Origin of the sequence: Alkalibacterium thalassium (genome assembly GCF_900101165.1) — a bacterium.
Lineage (GTDB): Bacteria > Bacillota > Bacilli > Lactobacillales > Carnobacteriaceae_A > Alkalibacterium > Alkalibacterium indicireducens.
The window spans coordinates 19,707-36,698 of the sequence record NZ_FNFK01000011.1 but is presented as its reverse complement, the minus strand read 5'-3'; the positions used below and the strand labels follow the sequence as shown (position 1 = coordinate 36,698).

Here is a 16,992-nt window from a genome sequence, read left to right as displayed (position 1 = left end):
TACGATTTACAATCTGAAGGAGTTAACGATGATTAATAAAAAAATGTATGGGCTGCTGCCTCTTATTCTCGCAATTCTTGGTTTAAGTGCATGTACGCCAGAAAATTCTGAACAAACATCAGATGATAACTTATCAATTGTCACTTCTTTTTATCCTGTGTATGAATTTACTCAGCAGGTGGCTGGTGAGCATGCAGATATTTCTCTCATGGTAGGTGGAGGAGCAGATCCACACAGTTATGAACCAAGTGCTCGGGATATTGCAGGAATCAATAATGCAGATCTGTTCATCTATACAAGTGAGGAAATGGAGTTCTGGGTACCCAGCCTGCTGAATTCAATTGAGAATGAAGAACTGGAAGTTGTCCGAACAGCTGACGCTCTGGGAACGGAAAGGCATTATGACTCGCCGGCGTCAAGTGGAAATGAAACAGACTTTTCAGCTGAGCCAGTGGCAAATCTTCCTGAGGATGTTCAGATCATTGGTCTGGCAGGCCACTATCATAGTGGTGATACCGTCACTTTAATGGCTCAATATGAACAGGCAGAAGACTGGCAATGGTATGTCATGGAAAAAGAAGGCCAATGGGAACAGGTCGATAACCTGACATCTGACCGGTTCGAATACCAGATTGAAAGAGAAGATATTCTGGTACAGGCTGTAGCAACTGATGGTGATGGAAATGAACTCGCACAATCAGAAGTGGCTCATGTACACATTGATGATCATAAAGAAGAAGATCCTCATATCTGGCTTGATCCTGTCCTTGCACAAGATCAGGTCCTGCTTATCATGGAAGCACTGATTGAAGCAGATCCGGTGAATGCAGAGAGCTATCAGGAAAACGCAGACCAGTTCATCAATGAACTGTCTGCACTTCATGAAGATTATCTGGAAGCTTTCGAGGGTGCGGAAAATAGAACCTTTGTTGTTCAGCATCAGGCATTCGGCTATCTTGCAGCCAGGTATGATCTGGATCAGATAGCAATCGGAGGGCTTTCTACAGAAGTGGAGCCGAGTCCTTCAAGAATAGCTGAAATAAACCAGCTGGTGAATGAATACGACGTGCCGGTCATTTACTATCAGCAGGGTGCCAATTCGGCGATTGCCCAGACAGTAGCCAATGAGACTGGTACAGAAACAGCCGTTCTGCATGATCTGGAAACTTTGTCAGAAGAACTGCAAGCTGAAGGTCTTGGATATGTAGAAGCAATGAGAGAAAATCTCGAAGCACTGAAACAGTCCATTAACTAAATCAATTAACGAGGTGTGCGCAGCTTAAAACGGCACACCTCGTCTTCTGTTTAACAGATTCAGCTGAAAAATGCTGGATAAAATGCTATACTTAAGAGCGAATCTATCTAAGAAAGGTCGATAATTTATGCAATATATTACAGTCGATGACCTTGCTTTCCATTATGAAGATGAACCCGTCCTGGAAAATATCTCTTTTGAGGTGAACTCCGGTGATTTTGTCATGCTGACTGGTGAAAACGGGGCAGCAAAAACAACTTTATTACGGAATATCCTGGGACTTCTTAAACCGTCGAAAGGAAACGTCACTCTGTCCAGAACAAATAGGTGGAATGAAAAACTCGTTGTAGGCTATGTTCCTCAGCAGGTTTCTTCATTCAACGCAGGCTTTCCAAGTACTGTTCTGGAACTCGTTCAGTCAGGGAGATATCCTAGAGGACGCTGGTTCAAAAAACTGGATAAAGAAGATAAGGAACATGTCAGACGATCTCTTGAATCCGTTGGTATGTGGGATATGCGTCACAAGAAAATAGGTGAACTGTCCGGGGGGCAGAAGCAGCGTATTTCGATCGCCCGAGTATTTGCAACGGACCCTGATCTCTTTGTCCTGGATGAACCGACCACAGGTATGGACAGCCATTCCCGTGAAGAATTTTATCGCCTACTTAAGCATAACAGTCAGGATCATGGAAAAGGCATACTGATGGTGACGCATGATCATGAAGAGCTGCGTCAATACGCGAATAAACATATCGAACTGATACGGAAGGAGGATTCCCCTTGGAGATGTTTTTCTATGGATTCATGCAAAGAGCCTTCCAAGCATCATTCCTCATCTCACTGATTGCGCCAGTTCTGGGGCTTTTTCTGATTTTGAGAAGACAGTCTCTGATGGCGGATACCCTCTCGCATGTATCGCTTGCCGGGGTGGCACTTGGTATGCTGTTAGGTACTGACCCGACCTGGACAAATATTATCGTCGTGATAGGCGTAGCCATCTTACTGGAGTATCTTCGAATGATATACCGGACATATTCTGAAATATCAGTAGCAATGTTGATGTCCGGAGGGATGGCAGTCGCTCTGGTTCTTCTAGGTCTGAACGAGGGCGGTGCATCACTGAATATCAACCAGTTCCTGTTCGGTTCCATCGTTACGATAAGCCAGCAGCAGATCTGGCTTCTGCTTGGCTTGACCCTGGCGATCGGGAGCTTATACATTATTTTCAGAAAACCGATGTATATTCTGACGTTCGATGAAGATACGGCATTTACAGCTGGCCTTCCGATTAAGCGTATGTCGATTCTGTTCAACGTACTGACTGGTGTGACGATAGCAGTCATCATGCCAATTGTAGGCGCCTTACTAGTGTCGGCGATTATTATTCTCCCAGCCGCAATTTCCATGCGGTTAAGCAAGAGTTTTAATGGCGTTATCCTCATCGGCATAGTCATTGCAGTTATCGGAATGCTGAGTGGTCTCACTGCTTCGTATCAATACGGCACACCGCCAGGAGCATCGATCACTCTGATATTTATTTTCATTTTTGGGTTGACCACTGCTATAAAGAAACTATTCTCGGCCTCCCAGTATGAACGACTGACCCGTCGCAGAAATATAACTGGCGATACAGATTAATTTGCAAGATAAAAAAGTGACCCTCAACCAAGGACAGGTGATTTTTCCTTGATTGAGGGTCTTTGTGCGAATGTTGTCATAAAATTATCCGAACTGTCTGAGATTCAGTCGGGCATGAATGATAGAATGGTAATGATTGATTACATATTAATGTGGACTAGGTTTGAAGCAGACGATTGGAGAAGAAAAATGGCAGCAGGTTTCTGATCGTATTGCTTAACCTGTTTAGAAAAGAGGGTATATCTCTTTTTTCCTTCTGCCTCATCAGGGAAAGGATTACCCTTTTGGAGCAAAAGATAAAGGAATAAATGTGGTAAGTTACTGAACAAGCTTTTTATAGATGTCAGTATAGAGGGGTGCCTATCGATGGCATTCCTTTTTGATTTCTGAGACAATGAAAAATATTTTTTTCTTATGAAGCCAATCTCTGGTAAAATAGAGAGTAAGGTTAAAATAGAATGATAAATAATCAAATCAAATAAGGTTGAGGTGAAGACTTAATGAAGAAAGTATTGGTTGCCAACAGGGGCGAGATTGCTATCCGAATATTTAGAGCACTGCATGAATTAAGGATTTCAACGGTTGCTATATACGCTCAGGAGGACGAAGCGAGCGTTCACCGGTTTAAAGCAGATGAAGCTTATCTGGTGGGAGAAGGAAAGAAGCCCATCGATGCATACTTGGACATTGAAAGCATTATTTCTATTGCTAAAGATTCGGGTGCTGAAGCGATCCATCCTGGATACGGGTTCTTATCTGAAAATCTGGACTTTGCAGAACGCTGTGAAGAGGAAGGGATCATTTTCATCGGACCGGAAACGCGTCATCTGGATGTGTTTGGAGATAAACTGAAAGCTAAGGAAGTAGCCAAAGAAGCAGGTATTCCTACTATTCCAGGAACAGACGGGCCGGTCGACAGTGTTGAAGAGGTCAAGGCATTCGGACGCACATTCGGATATCCGATCATGATGAAAGCCGCTTTAGGTGGCGGTGGACGCGGTATGCGTGTAGCTCATAACGAAGCCGAAGCTGAAGAAGGATTCGAGCGGGCAAGGAGTGAAGCGAAAGCGGCGTTTGGCCGTGACGATATTTACGTCGAACGCTATATTTCCAACCCCAAGCATATTGAAGTTCAAATCCTCGGGGACAGTCATGGGAATATCGTCCACCTGTATGAACGAGACTGTTCTGTTCAAAGACGTCACCAGAAAGTAGTCGAAGTAGCGCCATGTGTAGACCTGTCTCCTTCAGTGAGAGAAGAACTGTGCCAAACAGCGGTCAAACTCATGAAGCATGTAGACTATGTCAACGCAGGGACAGTAGAGTTTCTGCTTGAAAACGACGAATTTTTCTTTATTGAAGTAAACCCCCGTGTACAAGTTGAGCATACGATCACTGAAATGGTGACCGGAATCGATATCGTTCAGAGCCAGATTCTGATCGCTCAAGGAAAAAATCTGTTTGAAGAAGTCGGACTGCCTCATCAGGAAGATATCCGACTGAACGGTGCAGCTATTCAGTGCCGGATCACAACTGAAGATCCAGTAAATAATTTCCTTCCTGATACTGGAAAAATCAATACGTACCGCTCACCGGGTGGATTTGGTATCCGACTGGATGCAGGGAATGGCTTCCAGGGGTCAGTCGTTACTCCATTTTTCGATTCACTTTTAGTTAAACTGTCTGTTCAGGCGATGGACTATGAAAAAGCTGTTCAGAAAATGACACGGTCTCTGATCGAATTCAGAATTCGAGGCGTAAAAACTAATATTCCCTTCCTGATCAACGTACTCAAGCACCCTGAGTTTTCTTCAGGGAAAGCGACGACACGATTTATTGATGAAACACCGGAACTTTTCGAGTATTCAAAGCTGAGAGACAGAGGGAATAAATCTCTACAGTATATCGGAAATGTAACGGTCAATGGGTTCCCGGGAATCGGAAAAGTAGAGAAAAAAGCTTACAAGAAACCAAGAATGCCGGAGAAACTGATCCTTCCTTCTGAAGATATTGTCTATCCTAAACATATTCTGGATTCAGATGGTCCCGAAGCAGTAGCCCAGTGGCTTAAAGAACAGAACTCAGTACTGATGACTGATACGACGTTCAGAGATGCCCACCAGAGTCTGCTGGCAACACGTATGCGTTCGAAAGATATGCTGGCAATTGCTGAACAGACGGAGCAGGCGATACCTGAACTCTTCTCTCTGGAAATGTGGGGAGGCGCCACATTTGATGTGTCTTACCGCTTCCTGACCGAAGACCCATGGGAGCGTCTGAGAAAACTCCGTCAGAAAATGCCGAATACTTTATTCCAGATGCTCTTCAGAGGATCGAACGGCGTTGGGTATGAAAATCTGCCGGATAATGTCCTTCAGGAATTTATCCGTCTGGCAGCAGCTAACGGAATCGATGTCTTTAGAATATTTGACAGTCTGAACTGGCTTCCTCAGATGGAGAAAAGTATTCAGTTTGTTAGGGATGAGAATAAGATCGCAGAAGCGGCCATCTGCTACACGGGTGACTTGAACGATCCGTCTCAGACCAAGTATACGATGGATTACTATAAGTGGATGGCAAGAGAGCTAGAAGCAATGGGCGCACATATTCTTGCAATCAAAGATATGGCAGGACTGCTTAAACCGCATGCTGCCTATCGTTTGATCGGCGAACTGAAAAACACTGTGAAGATACCGATTCATCTGCATATGCATGACACGAGCGGAAATGGCGTCTATACCTATGGTGCTGCGATCCGTGCCGGTGTTGATGTTGTCGATGTCGCTCAGAGTGCATTAAGTGGAAAAACAAGTCAGCCTAGCATGAGCAGTCTGTATTATGCACTGGAAGGAACATCCCATGCGCCTAATTTCAATATACAGAATGTAGAGCAGTTGAACCGATACTGGGAAGATACACGTAAATACTATGCTGTTTATGAAGAAGGCATGCCTGGTGCGTCTACTGAAGTCTATACGCACCAGATGCCGGGTGGACAGTACACGAACCTCAAACAGCAGGCCAAAGGGGTCGGCCTTGAGGATCGCTGGGATGATATCAAAGCCGCTTATACTGTCGTGAACCATATGTTCGGGGACATTGTCAAAGTTACGCCGTCTTCCAAAGTAGTAGGAGACATGGCTCTGTTCATGATTCAAAATGACCTGACCGAACAGGACATTTACGATAAAGGAGAGGACATCGATTTTCCTAAATCAGTTGTCAGCTTCTTTAAAGGTGAGCTCGGCAGACCCGAAGGTGGATTCCCGAAACGTCTGCAGGAGATCGTTCTAAAAGGAGAAAAACCGCTTGAGAAAAGACCAGGGGAATACAAGGAGCCGATGGATTTTGAGAAGATCAAGGCTGAGCTCGGCGAACACCTGGACAGAGAACCGAGTATGGAAGAGGTCATCAGTTACATCATGTATCCACAGGTCTTCCTGGATTACACCTTCTTCTATAATATGTATGGAGAAGTGAATAAGTTTGATACACCGACCTTCTTCTACGGCATGCGTATGGGTGAGCAGATCGAAGTGACTCTTGAAAAAGGGAAAACGTTGATCATCAAGCTGAATCAGATTGGTGACCCTGATCTGGAAGGTAACCGTACCCTTTACTTTGAACTGAACGGCCAGGGCCGTCAGATCGAAATTCAGGACAAGAGTGTAACGACGACCAAAGCGGTCCGCAAGAAAGCTGAACCGTCCAATAAAGGACATATTGGTGCGACGATGCCCGGTTCTGTTCTTCAGGTTCTGGTCAAGCGTGGTGACAAAGTCGAAAAAGGTGCACCGATCGTTATAACTGAGGCAATGAAGATGGAAACGACGATCCGTTCGTCAATTGCTGGACGAGTTGAACGCTTATTTGTCAAAGAAGGCGATCAGATTCAGTCTAATGATCTGCTTGTTGAAATTGAAACTAAATAAAATTATTCGTGAAGAGACCCTCGGCAGACGGGTCTCTTTTCTTTTTTCAAGAATAAATTACTGGTACTGACGAAAAGAAATCACAATAGACGAACATTTATTATTTAAAGCAATAAAAAACCTATGAATTTCCGAATAAAAGAGGTAGAATGGTCAGTAATAGATTGTAATGTACGTTACATAATGAGGTGAAAGTAAAAATGAAAGTAAAACGCAGCGAACGACTGATCGATATTACACATTATCTGATTGAACATCCCCACACATTGATTCCACTCACTCTGTTTTCAAAACGGTATGAGTCTGCAAAATCAAGTATCAGTGAAGATCTTACCATTGTAAAAGAAACCTTTGCCAAAAGAGGCATCGGCTTCCTTGAGACTCTGTCCGGAGCAGCTGGAGGAGTCAAATATATTCCAAAGATGAAAGCAGAAGATGTTGAACTGTTTATCCGCGACTTGTGTGAAGAGCTGAATTATTCCAAGCGACTGCTTCCCGGTGGATATGTCTATTTGTCCGATATGCTGGGGGATCCAAAATGGCTGAGGGGCATTGGACGAGTTATTGCTTCCCGATATATGGATAAAGACGTGGACAGCGTGATGACTGTTGCGACTAAGGGTGTGCCGATTGCTCAGTCCGTGGCCTTCTATCTGAATGTTCCGTTTGTTATTGTCAGAAGAGACTCAAAAGTGACTGAAGGGTCCACAGTCAGCATCAACTATGTGTCCGGCTCATCTTCCGATAGAGTGGAGAAAATGGAGCTGTCCAGAAGAAGTCTGGACATGGGTTCAAAGGTGCTGATCGTAGATGACTTCCTGAAAGGCGGAGGTACGGTCAACGGCATGATCAGCCTGATCGAAGAATTCAATTCTGAAGTAGTTGGCGCAACGGTTATTGCTGAAAATATATTTAATGGGGAACGTTCAGTGAAAGATTACACCTCACTGATTAAAGTTGATAAGGTCAACACACAGGACCGCACGATCGAAGTATCTCCTGGAAACTTCTCTATCGAGTAAGCTATGGCAGCTATTGTTGGCTGGAAAATCAGTGAGTAATGCCCACTGAGGGACTATCTCGAGTTGAGTAGTAAATAAATGACAAAAAGGAAAGCCTGCCATCTCCGGCAGGCTTTTTACTTATTCAGAAATCTTTCAGTCTAGGTGTCGAGGTCTTCCTTGCGTGTCTGACGAAGACGGTCTTCTGTTGAATCATCCACATCAGCTTCTCCGTGTGTGTCTTCCAGTTCCGGAGGGGTTCCGTCATTCGTTTTAGGTTCCATCGGCGGCTGACCGCCGTCACCCATTCCCTGAACGCTTCCCTCATTAGGAAAACCGGCTGTTGTTCCAAGTGTTTCAAGATCCGGATCTCCGGCATGTGTAGCGGAAGATGATGTCGGATTTTCTACATTATCTGTTTTATCAGAACGATCGATAGCGACAACCAGGTGACCTTTCTTCAAGTCATCCCGATACATGTGGAGCGTATCATCTTCCTGTATATAATTTGAATCATTGTAATACTCATCATCTCTCACTAAGAAAGCATCTTTCAGTGATTCCCAGAAACTCTTTTCGTTGTCATGATCTTTATCAGTTCCGTTGACATCCGGATTGGCTACATCGACATTGTCCGGGTTTCGAAGCTGATTGCCTTTATCCTTGTTGGTAAAAATAGTTATATCCTTTTTATCCGTACCTTCGTCCATCAGGCGACGAACGACCTGTTCAGCTTCTCTTTCAGTGGGATAGCTGCCTATGACTGTAAAATCTTTATTCATTAAACGCTTCCTTCCTGAAGATGGCAGAAATAGAACCATCTATTTTCTAGTTCACTCATTTATAATATAATTTAATTATAGGAAACTGTAATAAATACGACAAACAATACACCTTATGAAACTTGAAAACAGCTTAGTCATAAAGTATGATGTAAAGAGGTTTTGTATGCCCTTTTGGACATGCTGATTAAGCAAGGGTAAGGGAACTATAAATAGAAATGATGAGGAGAAACTAATGACTAAACGATTTGCAGTAGTGCTTGCAGCTGGACAGGGAACTCGAATGAAATCCAAACTTTACAAGGTGATGCACCCGGTAATGGGGAAACCTATGGTCGGACATGTTGTCGATCAGGCACTTGGCGCTCGAATGGATAAAATCGTCACAGTTACAGGTGTCGGTGCTGAAACCGTTCAGGAGTATCTAGGCGATAAGAGTGACTATGTCCTCCAGGAAGAACAGCTGGGAACAGCTCATGCGGTCGAACAGGCTGCATCGATCCTGAAAAGCGAGGAAGGGACCACACTGGTTATCTGTGGAGATACACCTCTTCTAACTAAGGAGACACTTGAAGGGCTGATGGCTCATCATGAAGAAGTGAATGCGAAGGCTACCGTCCTTACTGCTCACGCGGATAATCCGTTTGGCTATGGTCGCGTAATCAGATCTGAAGATGGATCAGTCACTAAAATCGTTGAACAGAAAGATGCATCTCAAGCAGAACAGGCAGTCCAGGAAATCAATACTGGGACCTACTGTTTCGACAACAAGGCATTATTCGCTGCACTTGAAAAAGTGGACAACAATAACTCCCAAGGTGAATATTATCTGCCGGATGTTATGGAAATCCTAAAAAAACAGAATGAGCTTATTTCTGCATTCCAGCTTGAGAACAAGGAAGACGCTCTGGGAGTCAATGACCGCGTGGCATTAGCTCAGGCCAGTAAGCTGATGAAGAAACGTATCAATGAGCAGCATATGCGTAATGGTGTAACTTTTATCGATCCTGAGCAGACTTATATTGAAAGTGATGTGGTGATCGGTCAGGACACGCTTGTAGAACCCGGCGTCTATCTTAAAGGACAAACTTCCATTGGTGAGGACTGTATCATCGGAGCGCATTCGATTATCGAAGACAGCCAGATCGGCAACGGTGTTCATGTGAAGAGCTCGATGATTGAATCATCAATAATGGAAAATGAGAGTAACATCGGACCTAACAGTCACCTGAGACCAGAATCCGTCGTGAAAGAACATGCACACATCGGAAACTTTGTAGAAGTTAAAAAAGCGACTCTTGGAAGAAACACGAAAGTCGGCCACCTGACTTATGTTGGTGATGCAACGCTAGGAGAAAATATCAATCTGGGATGCGGAACGGTATTCGTCAATTACGATGGTGAAAAGAAACACCACATCGAAGTCGGAGATAATTCCTTTATTGGCTGCAATACGAACCTGATCGCACCCGTTAAAATTGATGCAAATACCTACGTGGCAGCCGGATCTACGATTACTGATGATGTTCCTGAAGAAGCGATGGCGATTGCTCGTGCCCGTCAAGTAAATAAAGAGGGCTATTTTAAGAAAATGCCTCATAAAAATTAGAAAACTCTTCAAAACAGGGCTTTCACGCCCTTATACAGTTGATTTATTCAGTGCTTAGGCATACACTTATAGTAGTAAAAACAATGAGATAAAATTTATGGAGGCCGACATGTCCGAACATTATTCTGATCCAAAACTGAAGATTTTTGCATTGAGTTCCAACAAGCCATTAGCAGAAAAGATTGCGAAGGATGTAGGAGTAGAATTAGGAAAAGTATCCGTCAACAAGTTCAGTGATGGGGAAATCCGTATCAACATTGAAGAAAGTATTCGTGGGGACCATGTCTATGTTGTGCAGTCAACTTCTGCGCCGACTAATGATCACTTGATGGAAGTGCTCATTATGATCGATGCATTGAAACGTGCAAGTGCCAAGACGATCAACATTGTCATGCCTTATTACGGCTATGCGAGACAGGACCGTAAGGCTCGTTCGAGAGAACCTATCACGGCGAAACTGGTCGCGAATATGATCACTCAGGCAGGGGCTGACCGTATGCTGACTTTGGACCTTCATGCTTCTCAGATTCAAGGCTTCTTCGATATCCCAGTTGATCATCTACTTGGTGCGTCACTTCTGGCAAACTGGTTCATCGACAGAAATCTTGGAGGAGAAAACACAGTCGTGGTCTCTCCTGATCACGGAGGAGTGACTCGTGCCAGAAAGTTGGCAGAGTTCCTGAAGTCACCTATTGCCATCATTGATAAACGCCGTCCGAAAGCCAATGTAGCAGAAGTCATGAATATTGTCGGTAATGTTGAAGGGAAAACAGCCGTACTGATCGATGACCTGATCGATACAGCGGGAACGATTACCCTTGCGGCAGATGCTCTGATTGAAAAAGGAGCAAAAGAAGTCTATGCCTGTGGGACTCACCCGGTATTTTCCGGACCTGCTATGGAACGTCTGGCTGATTCCCCAATCAGAAATATGGTGGTCACGGATTCCATCATGCTTCCAGAGGACAAGAAAATTGATAAAGTCGTTCAAGTCAGCGTAGGTGAACTGATGGGTCATGCTATCAAGCGGATCCATGAAAACCGTTCAGTATCCCCATTGTTTGAGAAGCAGTTTAAAGGATAAGTATCTGATGTTTAAAAGCCTGCGTCTTTATTAAAGGAAAGGAGGCGGTCAGGTGATAGATAAGGTTCTTTTCCATTTGAGAAAGATGAAACCGATGGATGTCGCCATTATCATCATTCTTCTGGTCGCATCCTTCATCCCGCATATTGTATACGGCTACCAGCTGAGCAGCATCGATGAGGACGCCCGGATCATTGCTACAGTTAAAATATCTGGAGAAGAAGTGTACCGTGTGGAACTGAGCGAGGAAACACCACAAGAGGAATTCAGGCTCGAACCTCGTGACGGGCAGTACAATATCATTGAAGTGGACGGCACGCGTATTCGCAACCGTGAAGACAACAGTCCGGATCAGCTCGGAGTGAGAAGAGGCTGGATCAGTCAGCCTGGCGAAACAGTTGTTGTCCTGCCTCATCAGCTCATAATCGAGATTCATGCAGAGAATCAGGATGGACAGGAAATTCACGAAGAAGATGACATAATCATACCAATGTAATAAAACAGCCGAAACCTGAATGTTTTTCTCTAAACTCTTGTAATAAGGGGGCAGAGAAAACGTCCGGTGGCGGCTGTTCTTTTCAATATAAAACAGGGACCGTCAGCTGGTATAAATCGGCTGACGGTCCCTGTTTTATATTGTAGATCACTTGAAGATGCAAAATATCAGTCAGAGATCGTGAAACCTAAATCCGGATTTTTATCCAGGACTTCTTTCAGGTGATTTCTGATGGTATCTGCTGAATGAGTCATTTTCTCCTTTTCGGAATCATTAAGTGGAATCTCGACGATTTTTTCGATCCCTCTCTGATTGATGATGGCGGGGGAGCCGATGTAGATATCATTCTGTCCGTACTCTCCTTCAAGGTAAACTGACAGAGGCAGGACAGCATGTTCATTGTTCAGAATGGCCCGGGTGATACGGGCCAGCGATACTCCGATACCGTAAAATGTCGCACCTTTACGCTTGATGATTTCATAAGCGGCGTCTCGCACGGAGAAGAAAATCTCAACGAGGGCCTGTTCATCTGTATCCGGGTTATTGTTCAGCCACTCATTGATCTGAAGGCCGGCAACGTTAGCATGTGACCAGACGGGGAATTCAGTATCTCCGTGTTCACCGATGATGTAGCCGTGAACATTCCGGACATCCACATCCAGCAGATTGGCAACTGCCTGACGGAATCGTGCGCTGTCAAGCGACGTTCCAGATCCGATTACCTGATGAGAAGGGAGGCCGGACAACTTGTATACAGCATAGGTCAGGATATCCACTGGATTGGTCGCAACCAGGAAGATGCCATTGAATCCGCTGGCCATTACTTTCTCCACGACATCCTTAGTAATGCGAAGGTTCTTTTCGGTCAGATCCAGTCGGGTCTCTCCGGGTTTCTGAGAAGCTCCGGCAGTATAGACGACCAGATCAGCATCATGGCAGTCCGCATAATCAGCCACATATATCTTCTTAGGTGCAGTGAAGGCCAAGGCACTGTTCAGGTCCATTACATCTCCTTCTGCCTTTTCTGTATTGACATCAATGATGCCAAGCTCCTGCCCGATATTCTGATTGATCAGTGAGTAGGCATAACTTGAACCGACAGCTCCATCACCTATGAGAATGATTTTCTGCTGTTTTTTTCTGTCGTTCATATGATCATTCCTTTCCCTTTTTTTACACTCTTAGTATAACATAGCTAATCGTCAAAACTAATAAGAAGCTTACTGTACAATATGAAAATTTTGTACATTGACGGACCCTGACATAAATGAGAAAATGATGAAAGAAATTTAAAGAGTATTTAAGATGATAAGCAGAAGAGGAGTTTTAGAGGAATGAAGCACATAACGAGTGAAAGCCTGTTTGACTTGAAGAATGTATCACAGCCGATTGTTCTGGATGACCGTATCTTTTACCTGGAAACCCGAACAGACAAAGAAAAAAATACTTACCTGACGTCTTTATGGAGCATCGATCAGAAATCGAAGGAACGGATCATGTGGATCGATGAAGAGTTGAATCCTTCCCAAATCAAAATCTCTCCGAACAAGGAATGGATCAGTTTTCTGGCCGGTAAAAAAGGCGAGAAGCCTCAGATTTACTTGATGCCTTTGAGAGGTGGAACTGCCTTTGCTCTGACTGATGAGGAACAAGGCGTCAGTTCATTTGAATGGACAAGCAACAGTGGGTCACTCTATTATCAGACGACTGTCGATCCCGACCAGGATAAGGAAAAAGCAGAGAATGACAGCAAGTCCGATGACAAAGTCAAGCCAGTGACGATTACTAAACTGCAGTACAAAATGGATGGTCAGGGGATTACTGAAAAAAATTGTCTGCAGCAAGTTAAGAAAATCAGTGTGGCCAAAAAGGAATCGACGCTAATTCTTGAGAAAGACCGTCCTTTCAGACTTCAATATGTTTCTAAAGACGAATCTTTTCTGCTCTATGTGGATAAGCTGAATCTAGATGATGAATGGGTCTACGGAGCAAGCGTCTACGAATACGACATTGCCTCGGAGACAGCCCGTCTCGTCACTGAAAATATACCGGAAGGCAGCTTTTCATTTGAAGCTGTAAACGAGTCGGAAAACTACTTCCTATTTACTGGAAATGATTTTTCTCATGCTTTTGTAACCCTCGATAAAATTTACGGCTGGGACAGAGCAAACCATACTTTCGAGTCACTGTCAGTTGAGGATAAATACGTTGGTGATCTGATCATCGGAGACTTCCAGCAGAAAACCAAGGGATTTCCGATCAAGTGGCTGGACGATGACTCTTTTGTCTATCCAGTTACCGAACATGGCAAGCTGAAACTGTACAAAGGAGACAAAACTGCCGGCAGTAAATGTCTGGTGGACAAGCCGTTCCATATTACAGATGGAGATCCTGTGGACGCCTCTACTTTTGCAGTTTCCTATTCTGACTTGACGACACCAAGCGTTCTCGGGCTGATTGATGTCGAAACCGGAGAAGTAACGGATCTGTATAATCCGAACGCTGCGTTTGAAGACACGCATCAAATCACGCCTGTGGAAAGATTCTGGTACAAAGGAGCAGACGACTGGGATATCCAGGGATGGTACGTTCCACCTGTGGACAAGAGTGAAAACCATCCAGCTGTTCTCTATATCCATGGGGGCCCTCAGGTGTGTTACGGAGAAACGTTCTTCCATGAGATGCAGAAGCTCTCAGCAGAAGGATACGGTGTAATCCTTCTGAATCCTCGTGGAGGAAACGGCTACGGACAGGATTTTGTTGCGTCCATTCTCGGCGATTACGGAAACAAGGACTATGAGGATCTGATGCTAGGTACGGATTATGTTTTGGAACAGCACCCGGAGATCGATCAGTCGAATGTATATGTTGCAGGTGGAAGTTACGGTGGATTTATGACAAACTGGATCGTCGGACACACTGACCGTTTCAAGGCTGCTGTAACGCAGCGATGCATATCAAACTGGGTCAGCTTCTACGGGACCAGTGATGTGGGCGCGTTCTTCGTAGAATTCCAGTTGAAAAGAGACGTCTCTCAAATGGAAGACCTGTGGAAAATGTCTCCGTTAGCCTATACTAAGAATATCAAGACACCTCTGCTGGTCATCCACGGACAGGAAGACTTGAGATGCCCGCAGGAACAAGGTGAGCAGATGTATACAGCTATGAAGAAACAGGGAGTCAGGACCAAACTTGTTCTCTTCCCTAAATCGAGTCATGGACTGTCACGTGCCGGCCTGCCAAACCTTAGAATCGAGCGACTGAATGAAATCAGTAACTGGATGAAGTAAATAATAATGAAGGAGGACTTTCGTCAAGGAAGTTCTCTTTTTGTGTGGACAGGCGCAAGTGACCAGTCATCCGGTCATATCAAATATATAAGGAGAAAGTTAAAAGATTATGAGACTCTATTAAATAGATTCCATATAACTACAGGGCTGCCGGTTTCTTTGTTATACTCATTAACGGTTAAGAGGTCTAACAAGTAATTGAAATAAATAATAATAGGAGTGGAATTTTGAAGCAAGATTTAGAAAGTTTAAGTCCGTTTGAGTTGTCGCTGTATCTGGAAAATCGTATGGGGTCACAAGATGTGACCAAAGAATGGTTGAATGCCGGACGAGGGAATCCGAACTGGACAGCCCCTATTCCCCGAGAAGCGTATTTTCTTCTAGGCGAATTTGCAGTAAAAGAAACGGTCATAAGTGAAAAAGAAAGTCTGGGCACTATGATCAAAGAAGAAGGCGGACGAACGGAGCGATTCGAATCCTTCCTGAATGAAAAAGAATCGGATGGAGCTGACATGCTCAGAAACATCTGGGGAAACGCTGCTCATCTGCTGGGCATGCCGAGAGAACAGTGGCTGACGAAAATGCTCGACTATACAATTGGGGATAACTATCCCTATCCTGAGCGCGTGCTGACAGCGTGTGAACAGCCGATCAAGCAGTATCTTCACCATGAATTGTTCTCAGGTGAGACGGAACCCTTCGATATTTTTGCGGTCGAAGGAGGAACAGCTGGAATCGTCTATACCTTTAAGTCTTTAGTGAACAACCACCTGCTTGAGCCCAAAGATAAGATTGCTCTGATGATCCCAACCTTTGCGCCTTACATGGAAATTCCTGAACTGCCGGAATATGAATTCGATGTAGAATATATTAGGTCTGAAATCATGACAATCGATGGACAGACTAGTCATCAGTTCAGTGAACACGAACTGAAAAAATTAAGGAATACGGACATTAAAGCAGTTTTTGTAGTGAATCCAAGTAATCCGACAGCGAATGCGATATACGGTGATTCGATTGAACAGCTGAAAGACATTGTTGAAAAGGATAATCCTGATTTGATGATATTATCTGACGATGTGTATGGCACCTTCCTTGAATCATTCACATCGCTGTTTACAGCTATTCCTTACAATACTGCCTGCATTTATTCTTACTCTAAATACTTTGGTGCGACGGGATGGAGAATCGGAACGATCGCCCTGGCAAAAGATAATGTGTTTGATAGAAGATTAGAAGAGCTTCCTGAGGAGAAGAAAGTGGCGCTTGATGAGCGGTACGGCACACTGACGTCAGACCCAAGAGGGATTTCCTTCATTGACAGAATGGTGGCTGACAGCCGGTCAGTAGCGCTGAACCATGCAGCTGGCCTGTCTGCACCACAGCAGGTCATGATGACGCTGTTCAGTCTCTATGCTTTGCTTGACACTGAAGACCAGTACAAACAGGAGGTCATTCAGATCTGTCAGAAGAGGGGGCAGCTGCTGTATAACTCTCTGGGACTGATGATGCCGGTCGAAGAATATAATACAGCTTACTACTGTGAAATAGACTTTGAATGGCTGCTTAATAAACGGTATGGATCAGACTTTAAAGAGTATATCCAGTCCAGCTGGACGATGACGGATATCGTTACGAAACTGGCTGAGGAAGAGCGCCTGATGCTGCTTAAATCAGAAGCGTTCGGCTCAAGCAAGTGGACAGTCCGGGTGTCACTCGCCAATCTGGACACAGATTCCTACAAGGAAGTCGGCGAGCGACTTATTGCCATGCTTGACCGGATGCATGAATCATGGACAGCTCTGACAAAATAAGATAATAGCATACAAAAGCGGGATCCTTATAAGAGAAGGCAGATTTAGAAAAGTCTGTCCGACCTTAAAAGGACTCGTTTTTTACTTAAGT

The 16,992-nt window shown here is 44.4% G+C and carries 12 protein-coding genes; 10 read left to right on the top strand and 2 right to left on the bottom strand.

Features of this window, described 5'->3' with window-relative positions:
* Positions 1-28 precede the first annotated feature (28 nt).
* From BLR76_RS04310 to purR, 5 genes are all read left to right on the top strand, one after another.
* Positions 29-1,255 (top strand): metal ABC transporter solute-binding protein, Zn/Mn family, encoded by a 1,227-nt coding sequence (locus BLR76_RS04310; RefSeq protein WP_091265905.1) that lies wholly within the window; start codon positions 29-31, stop codon positions 1,253-1,255.
* A 127-nt stretch (positions 1,256-1,382) separates the two neighbouring features.
* The gene (locus BLR76_RS04305) at positions 1,383-2,099 is read left to right on the top strand and encodes a metal ABC transporter ATP-binding protein (RefSeq protein WP_091265902.1); all 717 of its coding nucleotides are present in this window, start codon (positions 1,383-1,385) and stop codon (positions 2,097-2,099) included.
* Positions 2,036-2,893 (top strand): metal ABC transporter permease, encoded by an 858-nt coding sequence (locus tag BLR76_RS04300; RefSeq protein WP_091265899.1) that lies wholly within the window; start codon positions 2,036-2,038, stop codon positions 2,891-2,893. Before BLR76_RS04305 ends, BLR76_RS04300 begins: the two co-directional genes overlap by 64 nt.
* A 500-nt stretch (positions 2,894-3,393) precedes the next feature.
* A complete protein-coding gene (locus BLR76_RS04295) occupies positions 3,394-6,825 on the top strand; it encodes a pyruvate carboxylase (protein WP_091265896.1) in 3,432 nt (1,143 codons plus the stop codon).
* Positions 6,826-7,025: 200 nt separating this feature from the next.
* Entirely contained in the window at positions 7,026-7,847 is an 822-nt protein-coding gene (gene purR, locus BLR76_RS04290) for a pur operon repressor (RefSeq protein WP_091265893.1), read from the top strand.
* Between the two features lie 140 nt (positions 7,848-7,987).
* On the opposite strand, the gene BLR76_RS04285 is transcribed toward purR, so the two are convergent.
* Positions 7,988-8,608: a general stress protein gene (locus BLR76_RS04285; protein ID WP_176759605.1), complete on the bottom strand. Its 621-nt coding sequence runs from the start codon at positions 8,606-8,608 to the stop codon at positions 7,988-7,990.
* Between the two features lie 235 nt (positions 8,609-8,843).
* Here BLR76_RS04285 and glmU point away from each other — a divergent pair, with 235 nt between their 5' ends.
* The 3 genes from glmU to BLR76_RS04270 all read left to right on the top strand — a co-directional run bounded on the left by glmU (position 8,844) and on the right by BLR76_RS04270 (position 11,797).
* Entirely contained in the window at positions 8,844-10,217 is a 1,374-nt protein-coding gene (glmU, locus tag BLR76_RS04280) for a bifunctional UDP-N-acetylglucosamine diphosphorylase/glucosamine-1-phosphate N-acetyltransferase GlmU (RefSeq protein WP_091265888.1), read from the top strand.
* 109 nt (positions 10,218-10,326) lie between these two features.
* Entirely contained in the window at positions 10,327-11,301 is a 975-nt protein-coding gene (locus BLR76_RS04275; RefSeq protein ID WP_091265886.1) for a ribose-phosphate diphosphokinase, read from the top strand.
* A gap of 52 nt (positions 11,302-11,353) precedes the next feature.
* On the top strand, positions 11,354-11,797 hold the full coding sequence (locus BLR76_RS04270; RefSeq protein WP_091265883.1) for a NusG domain II-containing protein: 444 nt from the start codon (positions 11,354-11,356) through the stop codon (positions 11,795-11,797).
* A 167-nt stretch (positions 11,798-11,964) separates the two neighbouring features.
* On the opposite strand, the gene BLR76_RS04265 is transcribed toward BLR76_RS04270, so the two are convergent.
* Complete coding sequence (locus tag BLR76_RS04265) at positions 11,965-12,948, bottom strand: L-lactate dehydrogenase (protein WP_091265881.1); 984 nt, start codon at positions 12,946-12,948, stop codon at positions 11,965-11,967.
* A gap of 183 nt (positions 12,949-13,131) precedes the next feature.
* Between BLR76_RS04265 and BLR76_RS04260 the strand changes: the two genes are divergently transcribed.
* Complete coding sequence (locus BLR76_RS04260) at positions 13,132-15,087, top strand: S9 family peptidase (protein ID WP_091265878.1); 1,956 nt, start codon at positions 13,132-13,134, stop codon at positions 15,085-15,087.
* Positions 15,088-15,314: 227 nt separating this feature from the next.
* On the top strand, positions 15,315-16,901 hold the full coding sequence (aspD, locus tag BLR76_RS04255) for an aspartate 4-decarboxylase (protein ID WP_091265877.1): 1,587 nt from the start codon (positions 15,315-15,317) through the stop codon (positions 16,899-16,901).
* The last annotated feature ends 91 nt before the right edge of the window (positions 16,902-16,992 follow it).

Excerpts from the sequence above, each read along its gene's own strand:
- BLR76_RS04310 (WP_091265905.1), top strand. The coding sequence starts at position 29 with ATGATTAATAAAAAAATGTATGGGCTGCTGCCTCTTATTCTCGCAATT.
- BLR76_RS04305 (WP_091265902.1), top strand. The coding sequence starts at position 1,383 with ATGCAATATATTACAGTCGATGACCTTGCTTTCCATTATGAAGATGAA.
- BLR76_RS04295 (WP_091265896.1), top strand. The coding sequence starts at position 3,394 with ATGAAGAAAGTATTGGTTGCCAACAGGGGCGAGATTGCTATCCGAATA.
- purR (WP_091265893.1), top strand. The coding sequence starts at position 7,026 with ATGAAAGTAAAACGCAGCGAACGACTGATCGATATTACACATTATCTG.
- BLR76_RS04285 (WP_176759605.1), bottom strand. The coding sequence starts at position 8,608 with ATGAATAAAGATTTTACAGTCATAGGCAGCTATCCCACTGAAAGAGAA.
- glmU (WP_091265888.1), top strand. The coding sequence starts at position 8,844 with ATGACTAAACGATTTGCAGTAGTGCTTGCAGCTGGACAGGGAACTCGA.
- BLR76_RS04275 (WP_091265886.1), top strand. The coding sequence starts at position 10,327 with ATGTCCGAACATTATTCTGATCCAAAACTGAAGATTTTTGCATTGAGT.
- BLR76_RS04265 (WP_091265881.1), bottom strand. The coding sequence starts at position 12,948 with ATGAACGACAGAAAAAAACAGCAGAAAATCATTCTCATAGGTGATGGA.
- BLR76_RS04260 (WP_091265878.1), top strand. The coding sequence starts at position 13,132 with ATGAAGCACATAACGAGTGAAAGCCTGTTTGACTTGAAGAATGTATCA.